The organism is Peptoclostridium litorale DSM 5388 (assembly GCF_900141635.1).
In the GTDB taxonomy this organism is placed as follows: Bacteria; Bacillota; Clostridia; order Peptostreptococcales; family Peptostreptococcaceae; genus Peptoclostridium; species Peptoclostridium litorale.
This window is the reverse complement of sequence record NZ_FSRH01000007.1, coordinates 41,485-63,396: the sequence shown is the minus strand read 5'-3', so window position 1 is coordinate 63,396 and position 21,912 is coordinate 41,485. Positions and strand designations below refer to the sequence as shown.

General features: G+C 40.7%; 20 protein-coding genes and 1 other annotated feature. Of the genes, 17 read left to right on the top strand and 3 right to left on the bottom strand.

The window, feature by feature from the left end:
• Positions 1-4 precede the first annotated feature (4 nt).
• From BUQ87_RS07930 to BUQ87_RS07885, 10 genes are all read left to right on the top strand, one after another.
• Positions 5-856: a 4Fe-4S binding protein gene (locus BUQ87_RS07930; protein WP_038262719.1), complete on the top strand. Its 852-nt coding sequence runs from the start codon at positions 5-7 to the stop codon at positions 854-856.
• The gene (locus tag BUQ87_RS07925; protein ID WP_038262722.1) at positions 853-1,716 is read left to right on the top strand and encodes an ATP-binding protein; all 864 of its coding nucleotides are present in this window, start codon (positions 853-855) and stop codon (positions 1,714-1,716) included. Before BUQ87_RS07930 ends, BUQ87_RS07925 begins: the two co-directional genes overlap by 4 nt.
• 33 nt (positions 1,717-1,749) lie before the next feature.
• The gene (locus tag BUQ87_RS07920) at positions 1,750-2,127 is read left to right on the top strand and encodes a NifB/NifX family molybdenum-iron cluster-binding protein (protein WP_038262726.1); all 378 of its coding nucleotides are present in this window, start codon (positions 1,750-1,752) and stop codon (positions 2,125-2,127) included.
• A gap of 24 nt (positions 2,128-2,151) precedes the next feature.
• Positions 2,152-2,601 carry a Fur family transcriptional regulator gene (locus BUQ87_RS07915; protein ID WP_052635971.1) on the top strand — a complete coding sequence of 150 codons (450 nt, stop codon included), beginning with the start codon at positions 2,152-2,154 and terminating at the stop codon, positions 2,599-2,601.
• A gap of 4 nt (positions 2,602-2,605) precedes the next feature.
• On the top strand, positions 2,606-3,058 hold the full coding sequence (locus tag BUQ87_RS07910) for a DUF134 domain-containing protein (protein ID WP_038262729.1): 453 nt from the start codon (positions 2,606-2,608) through the stop codon (positions 3,056-3,058).
• Between the two features lie 88 nt (positions 3,059-3,146).
• Complete coding sequence (gene pdxR / locus BUQ87_RS07905; protein ID WP_052635973.1) at positions 3,147-4,571, top strand: MocR-like pyridoxine biosynthesis transcription factor PdxR; 1,425 nt, start codon at positions 3,147-3,149, stop codon at positions 4,569-4,571.
• A 15-nt stretch (positions 4,572-4,586) separates the two neighbouring features.
• Positions 4,587-4,754 carry a DUF896 domain-containing protein gene (locus BUQ87_RS07900; RefSeq protein WP_074210075.1) on the top strand — a complete coding sequence of 56 codons (168 nt, stop codon included), beginning with the start codon at positions 4,587-4,589 and terminating at the stop codon, positions 4,752-4,754.
• A 65-nt stretch (positions 4,755-4,819) separates the two neighbouring features.
• The gene (locus tag BUQ87_RS07895; RefSeq protein ID WP_038262731.1) at positions 4,820-5,278 is read left to right on the top strand and encodes a chemotaxis protein CheW; all 459 of its coding nucleotides are present in this window, start codon (positions 4,820-4,822) and stop codon (positions 5,276-5,278) included.
• A gap of 152 nt (positions 5,279-5,430) precedes the next feature.
• The gene (locus tag BUQ87_RS07890) at positions 5,431-6,588 is read left to right on the top strand and encodes a sensor histidine kinase (RefSeq protein ID WP_038262734.1); all 1,158 of its coding nucleotides are present in this window, start codon (positions 5,431-5,433) and stop codon (positions 6,586-6,588) included.
• The gene (locus BUQ87_RS07885; RefSeq protein ID WP_038262737.1) at positions 6,572-7,228 is read left to right on the top strand and encodes a response regulator; all 657 of its coding nucleotides are present in this window, start codon (positions 6,572-6,574) and stop codon (positions 7,226-7,228) included. The genes BUQ87_RS07890 and BUQ87_RS07885 overlap by 17 nt, the downstream gene beginning before the upstream one ends.
• A 41-nt stretch (positions 7,229-7,269) precedes the next feature.
• Here the strand turns inward: BUQ87_RS07885 and BUQ87_RS07880 are convergent, their stop codons facing one another.
• Positions 7,270-7,806 carry a ferritin family protein gene (locus BUQ87_RS07880; RefSeq protein ID WP_052635974.1) on the bottom strand — a complete coding sequence of 179 codons (537 nt, stop codon included), beginning with the start codon at positions 7,804-7,806 and terminating at the stop codon, positions 7,270-7,272.
• 179 nt (positions 7,807-7,985) lie between these two features.
• Here BUQ87_RS07880 and BUQ87_RS07875 point away from each other — a divergent pair, with 179 nt between their 5' ends.
• Positions 7,986-8,879: a LysR family transcriptional regulator gene (locus tag BUQ87_RS07875; RefSeq protein ID WP_038262740.1), complete on the top strand. Its 894-nt coding sequence runs from the start codon at positions 7,986-7,988 to the stop codon at positions 8,877-8,879.
• A gap of 97 nt (positions 8,880-8,976) precedes the next feature.
• On the opposite strand, the gene BUQ87_RS07870 is transcribed toward BUQ87_RS07875, so the two are convergent.
• Positions 8,977-11,493 (bottom strand): transglycosylase domain-containing protein, encoded by a 2,517-nt coding sequence (locus tag BUQ87_RS07870; RefSeq protein ID WP_052635975.1) that lies wholly within the window; start codon positions 11,491-11,493, stop codon positions 8,977-8,979.
• 185 nt (positions 11,494-11,678) lie between these two features.
• Between BUQ87_RS07870 and hflX the strand changes: the two genes are divergently transcribed.
• Positions 11,679-12,959 (top strand): GTPase HflX, encoded by a 1,281-nt coding sequence (gene hflX, locus BUQ87_RS07865; RefSeq protein WP_038262743.1) that lies wholly within the window; start codon positions 11,679-11,681, stop codon positions 12,957-12,959.
• 17 nt (positions 12,960-12,976) lie between these two features.
• A complete protein-coding gene (locus BUQ87_RS07860; RefSeq protein ID WP_038262746.1) occupies positions 12,977-13,648 on the top strand; it encodes a HEAT repeat domain-containing protein in 672 nt (223 codons plus the stop codon).
• 201 nt (positions 13,649-13,849) lie between these two features.
• Here BUQ87_RS07860 and ppsA read toward each other — a convergent pair whose 3' ends face one another.
• Positions 13,850-16,210: a phosphoenolpyruvate synthase gene (gene ppsA / locus BUQ87_RS07855; RefSeq protein WP_038262749.1), complete on the bottom strand. Its 2,361-nt coding sequence runs from the start codon at positions 16,208-16,210 to the stop codon at positions 13,850-13,852.
• A 361-nt stretch (positions 16,211-16,571) separates the two neighbouring features.
• Positions 16,572-16,786, top strand: a binding site (T-box leader).
• Between the two features lie 83 nt (positions 16,787-16,869).
• Between ppsA and BUQ87_RS07850 the strand changes: the two genes are divergently transcribed.
• From BUQ87_RS07850 to BUQ87_RS07835, 4 genes are all read left to right on the top strand, one after another.
• On the top strand, positions 16,870-17,955 hold the full coding sequence (locus BUQ87_RS07850; protein WP_038262751.1) for a pyridoxal-phosphate-dependent aminotransferase family protein: 1,086 nt from the start codon (positions 16,870-16,872) through the stop codon (positions 17,953-17,955).
• Between the two features lie 60 nt (positions 17,956-18,015).
• A complete protein-coding gene (serA, locus tag BUQ87_RS07845) occupies positions 18,016-19,605 on the top strand; it encodes a phosphoglycerate dehydrogenase (RefSeq protein ID WP_077216467.1) in 1,590 nt (529 codons plus the stop codon).
• A gap of 10 nt (positions 19,606-19,615) precedes the next feature.
• Complete coding sequence (locus BUQ87_RS07840) at positions 19,616-20,416, top strand: sugar phosphate isomerase/epimerase family protein (protein ID WP_038262754.1); 801 nt, start codon at positions 19,616-19,618, stop codon at positions 20,414-20,416.
• A gap of 244 nt (positions 20,417-20,660) precedes the next feature.
• Entirely contained in the window at positions 20,661-21,896 is a 1,236-nt protein-coding gene (locus BUQ87_RS07835; protein WP_038262759.1) for a competence/damage-inducible protein A, read from the top strand.
• The last annotated feature ends 16 nt before the right edge of the window (positions 21,897-21,912 follow it).

The window sequence follows — 21,912 nt, the reverse complement described above, 5'->3', positions numbered from 1 at the left end:
TAATTTGAAAATAGCAGTTCTTAGCGGAAAAGGGGGAACGGGCAAGACCACTGTAGCAACTAATATTGCAGCTGTTTCAGGAGGAATATATGCCGACTGCGACGTTGAAGAGCCGAACGGTTTCATATTTTTAAAACCTGAAAATGTCAAATCGCGCAAGGTCATGGTAGACGTTCCCGTAATAGATGACGATAAGTGTACACTGTGCGGCAGATGTGCAAATGCATGCAAGTTTAATGCGCTTGGAATAAGCAAGACAGGGGTAATGCTTTTTGAAAAGCTGTGCCACAGCTGTGGCGCCTGCAGCTTGGCGTGCCCTGAAGGGGCAATAAGCGAGGCTAAAAGAGAGCTTGGAAATGTAGAGACAGGAATATTCAGAGGAAATAAATGCATATCGGGAATTCTGAATGTCGGAGAGCCCATAGCAGTCCCGATAATTAAGAATGTAAAAGCGGATTTAAAGAAAACTATAGATGATGATGGAATTGTCATATATGATTGTCCTCCAGGCACTGCATGTACCGCTGTTGCATCTGTCAAAGATGCTGATTTTGCACTTCTTGTAACGGAACCTACGAAATTTGGGCTCCACGATTTGGATATGGCTGTACAGCTTTTGAAAGGCATGAAAAAGCCATTTGCCATAATAGTCAACAGATCCCAGAATGAAGAGGATATGATTTCTGATTATGCAAATAAAAATGGAATAGATATAATAGGCAGAATACCTTTTGACAGGGAAATAGCGGTTCTTTATTCGCAAGGTAAACTTGTATCAGATGACGAGAAATATTATTGCATTTTTAAAGATATATTTGAAAGGTCTGTGAACATTTGCAAGGAGGTGAGCAAATGAAGCAGATAGTGGTTGTGAGCGGAAAAGGCGGCACTGGAAAAACTACGATTGCAGCATCTATGGCATATCTTCTACAGGGATGCGTGAAAGCTGATTGCGATGTTGATGCATCAAACCTCCATATGATGTTCGGAGGTGGAGAAATCAAGCTGAACGAGCCTTATTATGGGGCTTTGGTTGCTAGTGTGAACAGCGAAAAGTGCATAAACTGCGGCAGATGCATGCAGGTCTGCAGATTTGATGCTGTGAGGGTGGTCGGTGAAAATCATGAAATAGACCATATGGAATGCGAAGGATGTGGAGCTTGTGAGATAGTATGTCCTGAAGGCGCAATAGTGCTTGAAGATGAGTTGACTGGGGATGTTAAGCTTTCATATTCGGATGAAGGATGGCTTGCATATGCCGACATGAAGATTGGTGCGGAAGGCTCTGGAAGACTTGTTACAGAGGTGAGAAAAAAGGCTGCTAAAGTCGCGGGGGAAGATGGTATAGTAATAATAGACGGTTCTCCGGGGATCGGCTGTTCTGTCATGGCTTCAATAACAGGCTGCGACATAGCGCTCATAGTTACAGAACCTACTCAAAGCGGGCTTTCGGATATGAGCAGGATACTGAGCCTTATAAAAGGATTTAATACAACCCCCCTCATATGCATAAACAAATGGGATATAAACGAAGAGGTTTCAAATCAGATACAAGAGTTTGCCAAAAAGCAGGGAGTCGATGTGGTGGGAATGATACCATTTGACGAGACGGTAAACAAAGCGGTAAACAGCTTGACCCCTGTTGTTGAATATGAAAATTCACAGGCGGCTGAAAAGATAAGGGACATGTTTAAAGATATAATAAAGGTGTTATAGGGAAAACATAATAAGACATGGGAGGAATTAAAAATGAAAAAGGTTGTAATAGCTAAAAATGGGAATCAGGTTGCAGCTCACTTTGGACACTGCGAAGGATTTGAAATGTTTCACATTGAAAATGGAACTGTTGTTGAAAGGAATTTCATAGAAAGCCCTGGACACAGGCCTGGGTTTTTGCCTGTATTTTTGAATGAAAAGGGAGCAAATGCAATAATAGCAGGAGGAATGGGAGAGACGGCTCAGATGCTGTTTGCGGAAAACAACATAGAAGTAGTAGTTGGAGCCAAAGGAGAGCTTGAAGATGTCATAGCAGGCTATATTAAAGGAAATGTCGTGTCATCGGGTGTTGTTTGCAAGGAGCACGAACACCAGGGAGAAGGCATGGGAAGTGGCGACTGCTCCCACTAAGAAGATTTGCTAGGAGGGATTTTCATGGGCGCAGAGTGCAAAGACAAACTAAAAAAAATTGAAGATGTTTTAAAGGGGCGCGGAGTAAAGCTTACAAACCAAAGGCGAGAGATAATAGAATTTCTCGCACAGGCTGATAAGCATCTCAGGGCTGAGGACATATACGACGGACTTAAAGACAGGGGAATAGGGCTTGCCACAATATACAGGAATCTTGAACTCCTGAGGGTAAATGGAGTAGTTACGGAAATAAGCCATGGCAAATACAGATATTATGAACTCAGAATGTTCAGCTCAAAGTGCACCCACATACATTTCAAGTGTGAATCATGCGGAGTTATGAAAGATATAGTGGATAAAGACATTATATTTGATATAATAAAGATAAAAAATGAACTTGAAGCCAGACATGATTTAACAATAGATGACTATTCATTTATATTGTCGGGAAAGTGTGGAGACTGCAAGGAGTGATTTTGTGCCAAGACCTGTAAAGCTTAGGAAAGTTGAACATATGCCTAAACATGATTATTTCAAGCCGTTGGGGATACCAAAGTGCGAACTTGAGGAGGTTGATCTCAAGGTTGAGGAACTTGAGGCGATGAGGCTTAAGGACCTAGAAGGATTGTCCCAGGAAGAATGTGCAGGAAGAATGCATATTTCAAGACAGACATTTCAAAACATAATAGATTCTGCTAGAAAAAAGGTGACCGGTGCTCTTACAAAAGGGATGGCTATAAAAATAGAGGGCGGAAACTATACATTTAACATATGCAAGTTTAAATGCTTGGACTGCGGGCATGAATTCGAAAAAGCTCATGAAAAAAAGGATGAAGGTTGTCCAAAATGCGGGTCCTATGAAATAAAATGCATAAGAAAGACAGAATTTTGCATAGACAGATGCAGAAAACTCAGGGTAAGGGGCAAATAGCTTCTGGCCCTGTTTTTTTTCGCATAACTTAAAAATATTAATTGTATTTCATAGTGGCTAATTTGGTATAATTATATTGGTGATGCGAATGGACAAATATAAGATAGACCTTGGAAAAGACAAGCCAAAATATCTTCAGATATACAAGTATATAAAAAAAATGATAATTGAGGGGGATCTTAAAAAGCATGAAAAGCTGCCTCCTATAAGAAAACTGGCAAAGCACACAGGTGTAAACAGTAGTACAATTGTAAGGGCATATGAACTTTTGGAATCGGAAGGGTACCTTTACAAGATTGTGGGAAGCGGAAGCTATGTAAGTGAGTTGGGGCATGTACAAGATGATATTATAATTGAAAAAAAAGAAGGCACAATAAGCTTTGGCACAGGGAATCCATCGTCAGACATATTCCCCATTGAAGATTTCAAAAAGGCAATAGACATGGCGCTTAAAAGGGAGGGCGCAAGCCTTTTTAACTACAGCGAGGGGCTTGGATATTTGAAGTTGAGGAATGAACTTTGTAAGTACATGGAAAGCATGGGCATATATTCGAATGTTGACAGAATACAGATAATTTCAGGTGCGCAGCAGGGGATAGATACAATATGCAAGTCCATAATAAGCTATGGAGACGTCATATTTGTTGAAGAACCTACATATAATGGTGCGCTTGAGGCCTTTAAAAACAAAGGGGCAAGGATAATAGGGATTCCAATGCTTCAAGATGGGATAGACATAGGAATACTTAAACTCAAGCTGGAAAGGATAAGACCAAAGCTCATATATGTAATGCCCAATTTTCAAAATCCGACAGGAATATCATACAGCATTAAAAAGAAAAAGCAGCTTTTGGAAATTGCAAACCAAAATGATTTTTATATAATAGAAGATGATTTCATAAGCGATTTTAAATTTGATTCTCAGGACAATAGGACATTGAGGTCTTTCGATAAATATGATAGAGTAATATACATAAAAAGTTTTTCGAAGATACTCATGCCCGGTCTTAGAATAGGGTTCATGGAGGTTCCGCCAGGCCTTATGAAGAGGGTCATATGGGCCAAATATTCAAGCGACATATCTACTTCAAGCCTCATACAAAGGTCGCTTTACTATTATATGAAATATTTCAACTGGAGCGCTAATTTAAGTATAATAGAAAATGCCTACAGGGAGAGGTATAATGCTGCAAAAGAGGCCATAGATGAGAAGTTTTCCGGCAGGCTGGAATTTTTTATACCAAAAGGCGGAATCAATTTTTTCATAGGGCTTCCAAAGGGATATTCGGCAGCGGATTTCAGGGACTACATGCTCCAGTATGATGTTATAATAATGCCTGGAAGCTATTTCTATGAAAACCCCATAGAAGACAGGTTCTTCAGGATAAACATAGCGTCAACGGATGAAAATCAGATAAGGCGTGGAATATCTTTGATAGCCGAAAAATTGGATGATTTCCTTCAAAAATATAGGAATCATATAGATTTTAGAGACAATAAAATGTTTTTTTAGAAAAGAGGTATAATTATGGTGACACAAGAAAAGATAGAAAGAATAAATTATCTTGCAAACAAGTCGAAGGCTGAAGGGCTTACTGAAGCTGAAAAAGAAGAACAAAAAAAGCTTAGAGAAGAGTATCTTTCGGGCATAAGAAAGAACTTCAGACAGCAGCTTGACAGAATAAAGCTTGTATAAGGCGTTGTAATAGGGTATTCAGACGAAACTATATTTATGAAATATATTAGAATGGGGGAGATAAAGTGGCGGAGAACAAATATGTAATATTTAAGATTAACAGCGAGGAATACGGCGTTGACATAATGAAGGTAAAAGAGGTCAGCGAATTTAAAAAGAGCGTATCTGTTCCAAATGCGCCATCTTTTGTAGATGGAATAATAAATCTTAGAGGAGACATAACTCCAATAATAAGCCTCAAGAAGAGATTTGGAATTATAGATGACAGGTCGGCTGACGAAAGCAGCAGAATAATAGTTGTAAACATACAAGACAAGCTGGTGGGATTTGTAGTGGACGAGGCATCTCAGGTAATATCAATAGAGGATTCAAGCATAGACCCTCCACCACCAGTAGTAGTGGGTGTGGACAAGAAATATATACATGGGATAGGAAAGCTTGACGAGAGGATGATAATACTGCTTGACCTTGAAAAGGTTTTAAATGAGCAGGAAAAAAATATAATTGGCGAAATGGATATATAGGCTTGTAAAAATAAAAAGAACCACTTAAGTGGTTCTTTTTATTTTTACGCAATTGTGCATTTTAAATATAGTATCATAGTATCTTGTATGTGTATCCTTTTTAATGATAATATATATACGAGGATTTATTATGATTATAAAAAGGTGATTTGATGTCAAAAAAAGGGTCTGCTTATGATATAGGCATGAAAAAAGTGCTAGACACGGTTATTTCTTCCATACAAAATGGGCAGGATGAAATGTTTACTATAACAGAAAACATAAGACAGGAGTGCGAAAATGCAAAAATAGAGCTGGAAGAAATTAGATTAAGCCTTGAAAGGGTCATGAAGGAAGTCGAAGTACTCTCGATTTACGAGAAAAACAGTAGGAAAAAGCTTTCAGTTGTGAGCAAGCATTTCAATAAAAATTCCGAGACGGATATAAAAGAGGCATATGAAGAAGCAAAAAATACGCAGGTGAAACTCATACTCAAGAGAGAAGAAGAAAAAGCTCTTATAAAAAAAAGAAACGACATTGAAGTAAGGCTTAGAAGAAATACTGAAACGGTACAAAAGGCAGAGACGTTTATAAATAAGATGACAAGTGTTATGGATTTTCTAGTGTCAGACCTCAAAAATGTAACAGAAAAGATAAACACTCTTGAAGGTAAGCATGACATAGGGATGAAGATAATAAAAGCACAGGAAGAGGAAAGAAGGAGAATAGCTAGGGATATTCACGACGGACCAGCTCAAAGCCTTGCTTCACTTGTTGTAAAAAGTGAGATAATTTCAAAGCTTGCAGACAAGAATATAGACCTTATGAAAGACGAGGTGAGCTCTGTAAAAAAAGTGCTTAAAACCACTCTCAGGGACATACGAAGGATAATGTATGATTTGCGCCCTACATCGCTTGATGATTTGGGTCTTGTCGCAACAATTAAAAGGCTTATTTCAGACATAGAGTATGAAAAGGGCATAGATGTTGATTTTACGGTCATGAATGAGGAAGAGATAACCTCGCCGCTTATAAGGCTGACAGCTTTCAGGATAGTACAGGAAGCACTCAATAATGCCTGCAAGTATTCTCAAAGTAAAAGGATAGCTGTAAAACTTGACATAAATAAGAATACTATCGTTGGAATAGTACAGGACTGGGGTATAGGATTTAATAGTGAGCAGGAAAAATCCTCATTTGGGATAGGAGCTATGAAAGAAAGAGTGCAGCTACTTGAAGGAAAAATAAACATAGACTCAAAAATTGGAAAAGGCACAAAGGTTATGTTTTCACTTTTGAATAGGGAGGTTGAACATGAAAGAAAATATTAATGTAATGATTGTTGACGACCACTCTCTTATGAGAGAAGGTCTTGCAAAAATACTTGAGCTTGAAGAAAATATAACTGTTCTGGACACGGCGAGTGACGGGCAGCAGGCGATTGAAAAATTCAAAAGGGGATCATATGATGTCATACTGCTGGATATAAGCATGCCTAACATGAACGGCATAGAAACCCTTAGGAAGATAAGGGACATGGACTCTTCAGTAAAGATCATAATGCTTACGGTATATGACGCAAGGGAATATCTTATAGAGACTTTAAATCTTGGGGCAAATGGATACATGCTAAAGGATTCGGATTCATCGAGTCTGGTTTCAGCTATAGAAAATGTTTACAACGGGGGAACTTATATCCATCCGAGTCTGGCTGGAGAGCTTTTAAAGGAGATAAACAAAAAGAAGGACAGAAAGAAGATAAAAAGCGGCCTTGAGAGTCTTACAAGAAGAGAATATGAAGTACTGCTTCTAATTGCGGAGGGGCTTAGCAACAAGGATATATCGGAAAAGCTTGTCATAAGCGAAAAGACTGTAAAAAATCATGTATCCAGCATATTGAGAAAGCTGGACCTTTCAGACAGGACGCAGGCGGCAATATATGCATACAAGCATAATGTCAAAAAGTTTTAAGGACGCTTTTAAGCGTCCTTTTTATATGGCTAAAATAAATATTAAAATGGGGCAAAGCTTTGATCAAACCAGTTTTGTTCCATAGCCTTTTTATATTCGTCGTAAAAAGCCTCTCTGTGCTGGATTTCCCAACTTTCAAGATTTGAAAGGATTTTTTTTGCTGCCGTATTTTCAACGCTTTTAGCCGCATTGTGATAAAATTGTGCAAAGTCGTTTTCTATAAGATAGGCCATCCTAAGAATAGTAATATCAGATATGTCGTATTCTAAAGTTACACCTTCGATTTCAGCGTCGGTAAGGAGCTTTTCTGCGCACGGCTTGCAAAGATCCATGTCGAGCATTTCCCAATCTCCGGTATCACTCAGCGTATCATGGTGTCGCTTTAGCATCTTATAGTGTAAGTCTTCCACATCTGCAAGACTTTCGAATATTTTTCTCACTCTTGGATTTTTAACCTTATCCATGTTGCGCAGATAAAACTCCTGCCCTTTCTTTTCCATTTCCATGGCAAATTTTATTATGTCTAGAGTTTTTTCAATTCCCTTGGTTGACTCTGCTCTATCGAAGGTTTTTTCCATATCGGCTCCTCCCATTAAATTTAAATTTTTATTTGCTTCTTATAGCTCTTATTTTGTAATTACCCACAATGGCTTGTAAAAAACCTAAATAAGCTTTTCAAATGGAAAAAAGGGGTTAAAAGGAGTATAATTTTAAGTGATAGAGAAAATGAATAAATAAACCGATTGGAGGAATCAGATTGATTGATTCTAGGTTAAACACTTTTTTGACGCTGGCCAGCATAAAAAATTTTACAAAGACAGGAGAGCTATTAAACCTCACCCAGCCTGCGGTGTCACAGCATATAAAATTTTTGGAAAAAATGCTTGAAGTCAAGCTTATAGAAAAGAAGGGAAGAAACGTATCGCTTACACAAGAAGGTGAAATACTTTTAAACTACGGAAATCAGATGCAAATGCTCTCGAAAAATTTGATGAGGGAACTGGGAAATAAAAATAAGATTATAAAAAAATATAATGTGGGTGCGACCATGACTATAGGTGAGTATTTGCTTCCATATATACTTGGTGAATACAAGAGCATTTATAAGAATGTCGATATAATACTCAATGTTGACAATACGAGGAATATACTTAAAAAACTAATGCTCAGAGAGATAGATATTGCACTTGTAGAAGGTCCTTTTGACAAGAAAAGGTTTTTGAACAGAAAGCTGAAGGAAGATGAGCTTATTTTTGTATCGTCCCCAAAACATCCACTTTCTCAAAAAAAGAGAGTCGACATGGAGGAAATTCTTAGAGGAAATCTGATACTCAGAGAGAGAGGATCGGGCACTCGTAAGATATTTGAAGAAAAAGCAATGCAGCTTGGGTATGACATTAAGGACGTACATGTATACATGGAAATTGGGAGCATAAGCGCCATAAAGTCGCTTGTTGAGTCAAACCTTGGATATACTGTAATATCCAGAGAAGCCGTGAAAAGGGAGCTGCAGGCAGGGAGTATGGTCACTGTCCCGATAAAAAACGTTTCAATAACCAGGGAATTTAATTTTGTATATATGAATGAGGGGGACAGGGAGTTCATAGGAAATTTCATTCATTTTTGCCTCAACTTGGACAGCAGGTATTAAAACAGACATTTGAAAGGCATAAATAAAAGCTATGGGATACGCGCTTACGGCCCGTATCTCATAGCTTTTAATATTGCATTTTGCAATGTGGTTTTTATTAATATCCTTCAGGAGGATTTGAAACGTCTTCGCCTTGCGGATTGCCAGGTTTAGGCTGCTCAGGCTTTGGTTTTGGCTTTGAAGTGGAATTTCCATCGTTAACCCACTGGTTTACTGCATTTTGCCAATCCTGGTCGGTGCTTTCTCCAGTCTGAGGATCTCCAGGAGTTTCACCTTCAGGCGGCACCTCGTTTGGATCGGGTTCGATAACTGGAGGGGTACTGTGATAAGAACAATATCCCTGAGGTTCCGTTCCCTTTACGAATAGCTCTGTCATTACAGTGCCGGCGGGGTCAAGACTGCAGTATTCGGAAAGCCTGTTTCCGGATTTTGTACATATCGATACCCTTACGATATTTTCAGGCTGATGGAACTGCTTACCCGGCGTATTGCTGTGAACCTGTTTCATTATCTTGTTCCAAAGCATTGCCGACATCTTACTTCCGGAAGAAAGGGGCTGTGGCATGTCTGAACCTATCCAGGTAGCTCCAGCATAGTAAGGCGTGTATCCAGCAAACCATGCGTCGTACTGATTTGAAGTGGTACCCGTCTTGCCTGCTACGGCCATGTTTGGAATCTTGGCTCTTGCGCCCGTACCGCTGTCAACTACGGATTTTAGCATGTCGCCCATTACAAACGCCGTTTGAGGAGACACGACGGTTCTCTTCTTTGGCTTCTTCTCAAGGAGTATGCTTCCATCCGAAGTTTCAACCCTTGTGAAGAACACAGGCTCTATGTACACGCCGTTGTTTGCAATTGCGCCATATGCAGCTGTCATTTCAAGATTTGTAACCCCTCTGCTCATTCCGCCAAGTGCAAGAGACAGGTTTTCATCATTCACTCTGGGGTTTTGGCCTCTTGTGACAACTGTGGAGATGCCAAGTTTTTCAAGGTACTCCACCATGGTTGATATTGACTGTTGTTTTGTTTCGCCGAGCATTTCAGCAAGCACTACGGTTCCGACGTTTGAGGATCTTTTCAAAAGCTGTCTTGCTGTTGAAGGCCCCCCGTATTTCCTGTCGTAGTTCCTCGGCCACAAGTTACCTTTTTCATCATAGTGAGGAGAATCGTTTATTACGGTTGCAGCTGTCATTCCCTTGTCCAGTGCGGGAAGATATACTGCAAGAGGCTTTATTGAAGAACCAGGCTGTCTTGGGTTTATTGCTCTGTTGTATATCTTATTTCCGCCTATAAGTCTTCCGCCTACAAGAGCTCTTACCTGACCGTTTGAATGATCCATTATAACCATTGAGGACTGAGGCTGTATTGTTCCTGAGCTGTCCTTGTATGACCCGGGGAAGTTTTCTGGGTTGTCAAATTCTTTTTCTACTATTTTTTGGATATTCATATCCATTGTAGAGTATATTCTAAGGCCGCCCTTGTACAGGGTGTCTCTTGCCTCATCCTCTGAAAATCCCTTTTCATCCATCAGTGATGATATAACCTGGTTTTTAACCATGTCTCCAAAATAAGAGGAAATTCCAGACACTTTTTTAGTGCCTATGTTTATTTGAATCTGATAGTTTTGGGCTTCGTCATATTCTGACTTTGTTATATGGCCGAGCTCGTACATCTTTGAAAGCACTATTTTTTGCCTTTTAATTGAATCGGGACTCAAAACAGCCTTTCTGACAACGATCTCTTCTCTGATAAGTTGATCATACTGGAATTTGTCTATTCTGCCGTTTTGAAGCAGTTTTGAAAACATAGATTTTTCATCTTCGCTCGCAGGAGATGTTTCAGCAGATTTGGGGTAGAATATAAGCTGAACGCTCGCCACGTCATCCGCAGATGAAAGCCTTTCTGTCATAAAAGGCGAATATTTCGAAGGATATTTCGTTATACCCGCTATTATGGCGCATTCGGCTATATTCAAATCACCCACGTCTTTCGAAAAATACGTCTGGGCTGCGGCTTGGACTCCGGTAGCTCCCCTGCCTAGATATATTGTGTTCATGTATAGTTCTAGTATCTGATCTTTTGTAAGATTTTTTTCCAGAGCAAGGGCGTAATACATGTCCTTTATTTTTCTGGTGTAAGTCTTTTCATGAGTAAGATAGATGTTTTTAGCAAGCTGCTGGGTTATTGTACTTGCACCCTGAGCCTTGCTCATAGTCTTTAAATCATATACAATTGCTCCTATTATTCTCTTTGGATCGACTCCCTTATGGGAATAGAATCTCTCGTCTTCAATTGAAACAAAGGCGTTTTGAAGGTCTTTTGGTATCTTGTCCATTGTGACTATGCTTCGGAAGTTGTCACTGTGGACCTTTTCGATGAGGCTGCCATTCTTGTCGTATATGAAAGAGCTGTCATCGAGCAGATTTTGTATGTTGGACACGTCTATAGGTTGTGTGTTTTTAATGACTCCATACACTATCCCAGCTACTGAAGCAACTCCAATCATCATGACAAGTATTAAAGACAATAGCACAACTTTGATGCTTATAAATTTCTTTTTTTTCTTTTTTTTCTTCTTATTATTTTCCTTTTCAACGGAACGGTTATTATCCATCAAGTTCCCTCCTTACCCAATATATTATAACATAAAAGATTTTTTATTGAATTTATTAATTCCTTAAAATTAATTTAAAAAATACTGTAAGAAGACTATTCTATAATAAAATTGCTTTAGATGCAAAATGAGGGATAAATATTGTATAATTAGAGTAGTTTGAAATAGAGGAAGAGGTGCATATAATGAAAAATGAGAATGAAAGGGTAATAGTAGTAGGCCTTAATATTACAAATTCGAGAAAAAAGTCAAAATTTGATATAGAAGCTTCAATGCGTGAACTCGAAGAGCTTGTACAGGCTGCAGGAGGGGAAGTTGTGGGAAGTATTATCCAAAACAAGCTTTCTGTTGATGTAGCGCACTATGTGGGGATTGGAAAGGCACAGGAGATAAGGGATTATGTCGAAAAGTTCGAGGTCGACCTGGTTGTGTTTAATGACGAGCTCTCGGGAGTTCAGATGAGAAACCTTGAAGAGACCATAGGGGTGAGCGTTGTCGACAGGACAGCTCTTATACTAGACATATTCGCTCAAAGGGCTCTCTCAAGAGAAGGAAAGCTTCAAGTCGAGCTTGCGCAGATGAAATACAGGCTACCAAGGCTATTGGGGCTTGGAAAACAAATGTCCAGGACAGGTGCGGGAATAGGAACCAGGGGGCCTGGAGAGAAAAAGCTTGAAATAGACAGAAGGACCATAGCGAAGAGGATAAGCGACATAAGAAAAGAACTCAAGGAAGTCCAAAAGAACAGGGATGTCCAAAGGGCTCAAAGGCTCAAGTCTCAAATACCGATAGTGGCGCTTGTAGGATATACAAATGCCGGGAAATCCACTCTTTTGAATACGCTGATAAAATCACACGGAGAATACACAAGTGAAAAGGAAGTGTTTTCGAAGGATATGCTGTTTGCAACTCTTGATGTAACACTAAGAAAGGCTCTGCTTCCTTGCAACAAGGAATTTCTAATAACTGATACGGTAGGTTTTGTGAGCAATCTGCCTCACGATCTTGTGGACGCATTCAAGGCCACTCTGGAAGAGGTCAAATACGCAGACCTCATACTCCATGTGGTGGATGCTTCGAATGAGGACTATGACCTTCAAATGGACACTACGCTACATGTACTAAAGGAGCTTGATTGCTTGGACAAGGACATAATAACCGTGTTCAACAAGCTTGACAAGACGGAGTACCAGGTGGATGTGCCGGGGGGGGAAGACGTTGTGTTCATATCGTGCAAGACCGGATACAATATGGATGCTCTTATGGATAAAATAGAAGAACACCTTTTGGGTGGGCTTTTACAGGTTGAGCTTTTAATACCTTATGACAGAGGGGATGTCTTCAGCTCCATACAACAAAAGAGCCAGGTGGAAAGCTTTGAGTACAAAGAGGAAGGAATATATGCTGTTGTGCTTCTTGCTCCTGACGAAAGGTGGAAGTATGAAGACTATCTGTATGAAAAATAGATATAGAAGGTGATTATGTGCATATCATATGGGAGGATATAGAATCACTTGATGACTTTTTCATAACATATATGCTCTACAAGGAGGGAAAAACTGCGTCTCAAATAAGTCTCATAAGGGGCATGGATGTTGGCCGAGTGAAAATGGATATAATAAAGGCCAAACAACACATAAATATGATGAAAAGCAAATCAGATGGGCATCAAAAGCCACAGGACATGATAGAGAACCTCCTTAAGGCGGACAAGCAGGCCAGGCTCTCCATCATTTCAGAGCTTGGGGAAGATGAAATATTGGATCTTAAAAGATTGATTTTCAAAAGGACTGGAACTGAAAAAAATGCAGAAGATCTTATGATACTCCTTTGGACATGCGGAGAGCTTGGAGATGAAAAACTGCTTCCCAAGGTTCATGAAAAATCAAACCATACCCACGGCGGGGTAAGGAGAATGGCTTATTCTGCAATGGGTAAGATAGGTTCGAATAAGAGTCTTGAATTTTTGCACAGAGGTTTGTTTGACGAAAAGCCACAGGCAAGGCAGTATGCCATAAATGCCATCTCGAAGATTGCAAGCCCCAAAAGCATTCCACTGCTTCAAAGGATAGTAGAAAAAAAGGGCGAAAAGGAGTATGTCACAAGAGCTGCGCTGAATGCAATTGAAGAGATACAGGGCACGGGCGAGGAATAGTTTTGCGAAGGCTCCAATCGCCTTTCAGCCTGAATTTCAACGAGCAGCCCTGCAAAGCCTCAGAAAGCCTGATTGATTTATACCATCTGCATGCTTTTTCTGATAATAGGCCAATTTGTATGAATACAGTGCTTAGAACTTCAAATGGAAAATGAAACAGCTGTGACCCTTGGCTCACAGCTGTTTATATTTTATATGCTCTTATAGATTTCTAAGCTTGTTCAGGATTATTTTTTGCTCCGCGGATGCAACGATCCTTCTAGTGTATTCCACAGTGTCTGGGTTTACGCTCATGCTGTCTATTCCCTCTTGCACGAGGAATTCCGCAAATTCAGGGTAAAGAGACGGTCCTTGGCCGCATATTGATATGGTTTTGCCGTATTTATGGGCTGCGTCTATAAGTGTTTTTATGGCTCTTTTCACATAGGGGCTTCTCTCATCGAAATATCCCATTCTGTTTAGTATTCCAGAGTCCCTGTCAGCACCCATTATAAGCTGGGTAAGGTCGTTGCTGCCTATGCTAAAGCCGTCTACCAGCTGTGCGAATTCTTCAGCGGCAAACACCACAGAAGGAACTTCGGCCATTATCCATATCTTGAAGCTGCCATCCGGTACAAGTCCCTCGGAAGCCATTATCTGTTTTACTTTTTCAACTTCCCAAGTAGTTCTTACGAAAGGAAGCATTGCATATATGTTTGTAAGACCGTATTCCTCTCTTGCCTTTTTAAGGGCCCTGCACTCGAGTCTGAAGCCCTGCTCGTATTCTTCAGAGATGTATCTTGCAACGCCTCTCCAGCCTATCATTGGATTGTTCTCGACAGGCTCAACCTCTTCTCCGCCTTTTAGCCCTCTGAATTCGTTGGTTCTAAAATCGCTTAGCCTTACGACAATAGGCCTTGGATATATCGCCTGTGCAACCTGAGTTATGCCTTCTGACATTTTATCTATGAACAGGTCTTCCTGGCCTGTTTTAAGAAGATACATAGGGTGGGCTCCTATCATATTTGAAAATATGAATTCAGTTCTCATAAGCCCTATTCCGTCAAAAGGAAGATTTTTGTACTTTCCTATCATTGAAGGTTCTCCAAGATTCATGTATATCTTTGTTCCAGTTACAGGTGCGAGCTTGCGAAGTATTTCGTCAAATTGCACAGATGAACCTTGTGCTGATGTTTTTTCTTCACCTTCTTTTTCCTGAAGGACTCTGCCTTCGTATACGACGCCTCTTGTAGCGTCAACTGTGACTTCCTGAGAGTCCTTTAGAACTATTGTGGCGTTTTTAGATCCGACTATGCAAGGGATTCCAAGTTCCCTCGACACTATGGCCGCGTGGCAGGTACGTCCTCCCTCGTCTGTTACAACAGCACCGGCTATTCTCATTGCAGGTACCATATCTGGGTTTGTCATCTTTGTTACAAGGATGTCTCCTTGTTTGATTTTGGAAATTTCACTCATATCACTTATCTTTACAACTTTTCCTGCACTTATTCCAGGGGATGCCCCAAGACCCTTTACAAGCATTTTTAATTTTTGGTTTGATGTAGTTGATTCCATTTTTGATACCTCCGGTTTTAGAGTCGTTATAGGTCTTGACTGAAGTATGTAAAGGCCTTTTGTATCTCTGTCAAGAGCCCATTCTATGTCCTGTGGCGAGCCGTATATTTTTTCAATGTTTAGAGCACTCTTTGTAAGCTTAACTATTTCATCGTTTGAAAGGCATGGTGATGAGACCTTGTCGGCTCCAAGAAAATCACTTACCTTAAGCTCTATAGAGCCTATGCCGCTGCCATTTTTAATTATCATAGTGTGCTTGTCAGCTATGTTCTCTTCTATAATTTCAAAAGAGTCCTTGCTGATTATATAGTCATCAGGTGTTACAGAGCCGGAAACCACGGATTCTCCAAGTCCCCAGCTTGCGTTTATCATAATCTCCGAATTGTTGCTGTTCATGGGGTTTGTAGTAAACATTACGCCAGCCTTTTCGCTGTTTACCATCTTTTGAACTACTGCGCTAAGTGACACCTCGAAATGGTCAAATCCCTTGTGCTGTCTGTAGTATGTTGCCCTTGCAGTCCAAAGGGAAGCCCAGCATTTTTTGACATGTTCAACTACGTTAACAGGCTCGTATATATTAAGATATGTATCCTGCTGCCCTGCAAAAGACGCATCTGGAAGGTCTTCCGCGGTGGCAGAGCTTCTTATTGCAACGAGAGGATTTTCAAGCGCTATATCCTTGCTGAACTGTGCATATGCATCCACTATTTCAGTCTCTATCTCAGCTGGGACGCTGCAGTCTGTTATGAGATTTCTTATCTTTGCAGTTTTTATCTGAAGGTCTGTAGTGTCCTCTATGTCAATGCTGTGTATTATAGCTGCGATTTCATCGCTTAGCTTTGAAAGTCTTATGAAGTCCTTGTATGCGTCAGCGGTAACGCAAAACCCTGGAGGGACATCAACATTATTTTGTGTGAGCTCTCCAAGATTGGCTCCTTTTCCTCCTACTAGAGGAATGTCATTTTTATTGATTTCATTGAACCATTTGATATATTTATACTTTGACATTTTGAACCTCCTGTAAATAAGTATTTATATTTATGTGGACTTAATGAATGTGATTAGCAAGAATATTATAACATATTTAGCTAAATATGACATACTCTTTTGGCGTTTTAGGTATTGAACACATAAATAGATATGTGATATGCCCCTAATTCGTAATAAATGCCATATTTTCAAAGCGAATATGTGTATTCGATTATTGTGATTTGCGTGCATAACTTATTAATACCCATATATTAATGTGAATGAGACATGGCTGACTAAAAAATTATATCACATCAAAAAAATAAATTTTAATATAAAAAAATTACTATTACATTGACTATTGTGGATTATTAGAATATAATCAATTTTAAATCAAAATTCAAATGCGTTGAAGGGTAGCAGTAAACATTTATTTGTTTATAGAGAGTCGGCCGTGTGGTGGAAGGTCGATAGCAAAGGTGTTGAATCCGACCCGGAGCATTGGGGGAGTAACAACCTCCAACGTCTGATTCCCGTTAAAGAATTTAGAGACTGCACATATACTATGCAGTAAAACAAGGTGGCACCACGTGGATATACAACCCCGTCCTTGACCTATGAGTCAAGAGCGGGGTTTTTTAGTATAATTAAATAATATCTGATAAAAAAGCTTCTGACAATATAAAGGGGTAGATGATATGAACAAAAAAATTTTAATGACTCCGGGACCTACAAATGTTCCCGAAAGAGTGCTAAAGGCAATGGCATATCCTGTAATGCACCACAGGACGGATGAATATTCAGCGCTGTTTGGCGAGTTCAGTGAAAGGCTTAAATACGTGTTTCAAACGAGAAACGACGTTATGACATTTCCGGCAGCTGGAACGGGAGGGCTTGAAGCTGCAGTCATAAACCTGTTTTCTCCGGGAGAAAAGATAATTGCAGTGTCAATAGGGGTTTTCGGCGACAGGTTTGCATCAATAGCACAGCAGTTCGGGGTGGACGTTGAAAAAATAGACATACCTTGGGGCAGCGGGGCTGACATTGATGCTATAAGAAAGGCCGTAAGGGACGAGCACACTTCAATACTTGTAACACATAATGAAACGTCAACGGGAGCTTATAATGACATAAGGGAGATAGGAAAACTGGCAAAGGAAAAGGGTCTTCTATTTGTAGTTGATGCGGTGAGCTCCCTGGGAGGACTTGAGCTGAAAATGGATGAATGGGGAGTGGATGTTGTGATTTCTGCATCGCAAAAGGCGCTTATGAGCCCGCCGGGACTGACATTCATATCACTTGGCGAAAAAGCCTGGGACAGGGCGGCTATGTCGACCATTCCAAAATACTATTGGGACATCAAAAAGGCAAGAGACTACATGAAAAAGGAAAAGCCTCAAAACCCATACACGCCGGCAGTTTCCCTTATAGCCGCTACAAATGAATCACTTAAGATGATACAAGAAGAGGGCATAGAAAATGTGATAGAAAGGCACAGCAATCTGGCGGAAAAATTCAGAATAGAAGTGGAGAAAATGGGACTTCGTCTTTTTGTGCAAAATGGATATAGATCGGATGTTGTCACTTCCATAGATGTTGGAGACGGAGCGGCAAGGCTTAAAAGGGAAATGGAAGAGCTGCACGGCATAGTTATTTCGGGAGGCCAGGGAGACCTAAAGGGAAGAATAGTGAGAATAGGACATATGGGATGTGTAGACGAGAAAATGATAGACATGACAGTAAATGCCATGCAGGATTGTATGAATAGAATGCAGGGTGCGTAAAAAAATTACAGGATAATGTATTTTGTATGCTGAATATTGAATACTGAGGGGGAGTTTACTATGACTATGAAAAAGGTGCTCATAACAGAGACTATAAATGAAGAGGGAATAAATCTTTTAAAGGAGAAATTTCACGTAGACCTTATCAACGGGATTACTAAAGAGGAACTAAAGGAGATCATAGGAGAATATGATGCCCTTATAGTGAGAAGCAATCCAAAAATAGATGAAGATGTAATAAAAAACGCCAAAAAACTCAAGATAATAGGAAGGGCTGGAAACGGCATAGACAATATAAGCCTTGATGCAGCGACAAAGAGGGGGATAGTGGTGGCTAACACTCCGGACAGCAACAGCATGTCTGCGTGCGAACTTGCAATAGGACTCATACTGAACCAGTCAAGGAATATAGCCCAGGCGGACGCCCACCTGAAGGGAGGAGGCTGGAACAGGGACAGATTCATGGGAACAGAGCTTTACGGCAAGACCATTGGAATAATAGGGCTTGGAAGGATAGGCTCGCTTCTTGCAAGGAGAATGGCTGCGTTTGGGATGAACGTGATAGCATATGACCCGTATATAAGCGATGAAAGGTTTGAAAGATTTGGAGCGCGAAAGAAAGAGCATCTGAGAGAGCTTCTTGAAGAGGCGGATTTCATAACGGTGCACACTCCAAAGACAACTGAGACGATAGGCATGATAGGGGAAGACGAGATATCTCTAATGAAAGACGGGGTAAGGATAGTAAATGCCGCAAGGGGCGGAATAATAGACGAAAAGGCTCTATACAGGGGACTTGAGGAAGGCAAGGTTGCAAGCGCCGGACTTGATGTCCACCAGGTTGAGCCTTGCGAGAACAACCCTCTTGTATGCCTTCCAAATGTAGTGGTGACGCCTCACATAGGAGCGACTACCATAGAGGCACAGCAAAACGTGGGAAGGTCTGTAGCGGACCAGGTGATAAAGGGGCTTGCCGGGGAGATAGTTCCAAATGCAGTCAACCTTCCTACCATACACAGGGACGAGCTCAAGTCGATAAAACCATATATAAACCTTGTGGAAAAGCTTGGAATGATATACTTCCAGTTTTGCAGCGACCCAATAGACTTTGTAGACATAAAGTACTGGGGGGACATAGCTAACCAGGATACGGAAATGATAGACATAGCATTTTTAAAGGGCCTTTTGGAGCCTGTTGTAAAGGAAAAGGTCAACTATATAAATGCCAGGATGCTTGCAGAGGAAAGGGGAATAAAAATAAGAAAGAGAAAGGACAACAAGCCATATAACAACTACACCGAACTGATATCTGTGAGCATAAGGCATAAAAACGGAGAATTCACCATATCTGGAAACCTGTCAGGAAAGCAGGAGGGCAAGATAGTCGAAATACAAGGATACGAGGTGGACGTACATCCTAGCCAGTACATGCTTTTCATACAAAACGCAGACGTTCCGGGAGTAGTAGGAAGCGTCGGCAGAGTACTTGGAGAGGAGAGCATAAACATAGCGACAATGCAGGTCGGAAGAAATGTAAGGGGGGAAAAGGCCCTCATGGTTCTAAATGTAGACGACAGGGTCGAAGATGGAACGCTGAGAAAGCTTGTTGACGAGGCGAACATGATATGGGCGAAGTCGATACAGCTGTAGGAGGTGGATCATGAAATATTCTGTAGGATATGCAGCATCACTTGGAGAACGAGATATAATTTCAGCTATGGAATTTGCTTTGGGAAGCGGATTTGAGGCGGTGGAGCTCAACATGAACATGCCGTGTTTTTTTCCGGAAAGATATGATCAAGAGGATATTAACGCTATAAAGAAATTCAAAAATGAACACGGCATAAAGCTTACGATGCACGCCCCTGAAGACATATCGCTTGTTTGCCTTCACGAAGGGATAAGGCTGGCGGGGATACAGAGGCTGCAGGAGATAATAGGCTTTGCGTATGAAATAGGAGTAAGCTGCATAACTGTTCACACGAATTCAACACCGTATTTCACGCTTGTTGAAGGCCAGGGATATGTGCAGGACGAATATGCAGACAAAGCGGTTGAAAACTTGAATGACAGCCTCAAAAGAATACTGGATTACAGGGATGAGAATGCGGACGGAGTGGAAATATGCATTGAAAACTCAGGGTATTTTCCAAAGTACATCCAGGAGGCACTGAAAAAGATCATGGATGTGCGAAGGCTCAATTTGACATGGGACATAGGTCACTCATATTTGAACAAATACGGAGAAGTTGAATTTTTCAAGGGGAATCTGGAAAGCATAAGGGTAAGCCATATTCACGACTACAACGAGCAGGGAGACCACAAAGTCATAGGGTCTGGAAATGTTAAGTTCAAGGAGCACATGGATATTATGGGAAATGAGGACGTGGTGTATGTAATAGAGGTGAGGCCTAGGGAAGAGGCCGCAAAGTCGCTTGAAGCGCTGAAAAACATTATATAGAAAATAACAGGGTCTGGAGTATTCCAGTCCCTGTTATTTTGGAACAAAAGCTAATCAGACCAATTTGTTGCGCATTATTAAATCGGGTAACAATATAACAAAAAATATTTTGAGTCAAAACAAGTCTGTTGCGTTTGGTAGTATAATAAATATAAATGTTATACTCTTTAGGAAGTTAGAGTGGGGGAAAGATAATGGCCCATGTGTTTTCAGAATACAATAAGTTTGTAAAGGGAGATGGAATATGGTGGTAGAGATAGTATGCGTTGGGACGGAGCTGCTTTTGGGGGATATAGTAAACACAAACGCCCAGTACATAGCGTCAAAGACTGCGGAATTGGGATTTTCAAGTTACTTTCAGACCGTGGTAGGGGACAATATGGACAGGATAAAAAATGCATTTGAAGTTGCATTTTCAAGGTCGGACATAGTTATAACCACGGGAGGCCTTGGGCCGACTGCTGACGACATAACAAAAGAGGCTGCCGCGGAGTTTTTCGGAAAGAAAATGCTATTTGACGAGAAGTCGTGGAAAAACATAGAAGAGATATTCAACACAAGGGGAATTGATATCACAGAGTCAAACAGGAAGCAGGCGTATTTTCCAAAGGGGTCAAAGATACTCTATAATGAAAATGGGACTGCTCCGGGATGCATAATAGAGGATGAGAGGAGGAAGATGATAATACTTCCCGGGCCGCCAAGGGAAATGGTGCCTTTGTTTGAAAGAGAGGCATATCCATACCTCAAGGGATTTAGCGATCTTGTGATATTTTCAAAGAGCCTTAGAATATGCGGAATAGGGGAAAGCAGCGCGGCTGAAATGGTAAAGGAGCTTCTTGATGGGGAGAACCCGACTGTAGCCCCGTATGCAAAAGAAGGAGAGGTCTTATTTAGAATAACTTCAAGGGCTCATGACGAACAGACGGCAAAAGATATGATACGTCCCGTTGAAGAAAAGGTAAGGGAGGCTCTGGGGGATAACATATACGGCGAAGGAGATACCAGCCTTGAAAACGAAGTCGGAAAAATTCTGATAGACAGGGATTTGAAAATAGCAGTGGCGGAGTCCTGCACAGGGGGGCTTGTGTCTGCAAAGCTTGTAAACTGCCCAGGGATATCAAAAGTGTTTATTGAAGGGGATGTCACATATTCGAATGAGGCAAAAATAAGATCGCTTGGAGTGAATGAGGATACTCTTGAAAGGTTTGGAGCCGTAAGCGAGCAGGTGGCATCTGAAATGGCAAGGGGAATAGCACTTAAAAATGGCTGCAACATAGGCTTGTCAACTACAGGAGTGGCGGGTCCGGACGGGGGGACGCCTGAAAAACCAGTGGGGCTTGTATACATAGGCCTTTATATAAATGGAGACGTCAAGGTCAAAAAGATTACAATAAAGGGAAACAGGGAGAGAATAAGGAACTATTCGGCAGTCAGGGCAATAGATATTTTGAGAAGAGAGCTTATATATATGGAATAAAAAGACAATAAAAAGC

Bases quoted from the DNA above. Each gene is read 5' to 3' on its own strand.
- hflX (WP_038262743.1), top strand. From the start codon at position 11,679: ATGAAAAATGAGAATGAAAGGGTAATAGTAGTAGGCCTTAATATTACA.
- pdxR (WP_052635973.1), top strand. From the start codon at position 3,147: ATGGACAAATATAAGATAGACCTTGGAAAAGACAAGCCAAAATATCTT.
- serA (WP_077216467.1), top strand. From the start codon at position 18,016: ATGACTATGAAAAAGGTGCTCATAACAGAGACTATAAATGAAGAGGGA.
- BUQ87_RS07850 (WP_038262751.1), top strand. From the start codon at position 16,870: ATGAACAAAAAAATTTTAATGACTCCGGGACCTACAAATGTTCCCGAA.
- BUQ87_RS07885 (WP_038262737.1), top strand. From the start codon at position 6,572: ATGAAAGAAAATATTAATGTAATGATTGTTGACGACCACTCTCTTATG.
- BUQ87_RS07870 (WP_052635975.1), bottom strand. From the start codon at position 11,493: ATGGATAATAACCGTTCCGTTGAAAAGGAAAATAATAAGAAGAAAAAA.
- ppsA (WP_038262749.1), bottom strand. From the start codon at position 16,210: ATGTCAAAGTATAAATATATCAAATGGTTCAATGAAATCAATAAAAAT.
- BUQ87_RS07835 (WP_038262759.1), top strand. From the start codon at position 20,661: ATGGTGGTAGAGATAGTATGCGTTGGGACGGAGCTGCTTTTGGGGGAT.
- BUQ87_RS07890 (WP_038262734.1), top strand. From the start codon at position 5,431: ATGTCAAAAAAAGGGTCTGCTTATGATATAGGCATGAAAAAAGTGCTA.
- BUQ87_RS07920 (WP_038262726.1), top strand. From the start codon at position 1,750: ATGAAAAAGGTTGTAATAGCTAAAAATGGGAATCAGGTTGCAGCTCAC.
- BUQ87_RS07880 (WP_052635974.1), bottom strand. From the start codon at position 7,806: ATGGAAAAAACCTTCGATAGAGCAGAGTCAACCAAGGGAATTGAAAAA.
- BUQ87_RS07925 (WP_038262722.1), top strand. From the start codon at position 853: ATGAAGCAGATAGTGGTTGTGAGCGGAAAAGGCGGCACTGGAAAAACT.
- BUQ87_RS07840 (WP_038262754.1), top strand. From the start codon at position 19,616: ATGAAATATTCTGTAGGATATGCAGCATCACTTGGAGAACGAGATATA.
- BUQ87_RS07915 (WP_052635971.1), top strand. From the start codon at position 2,152: ATGGGCGCAGAGTGCAAAGACAAACTAAAAAAAATTGAAGATGTTTTA.
- BUQ87_RS07900 (WP_074210075.1), top strand. From the start codon at position 4,587: ATGGTGACACAAGAAAAGATAGAAAGAATAAATTATCTTGCAAACAAG.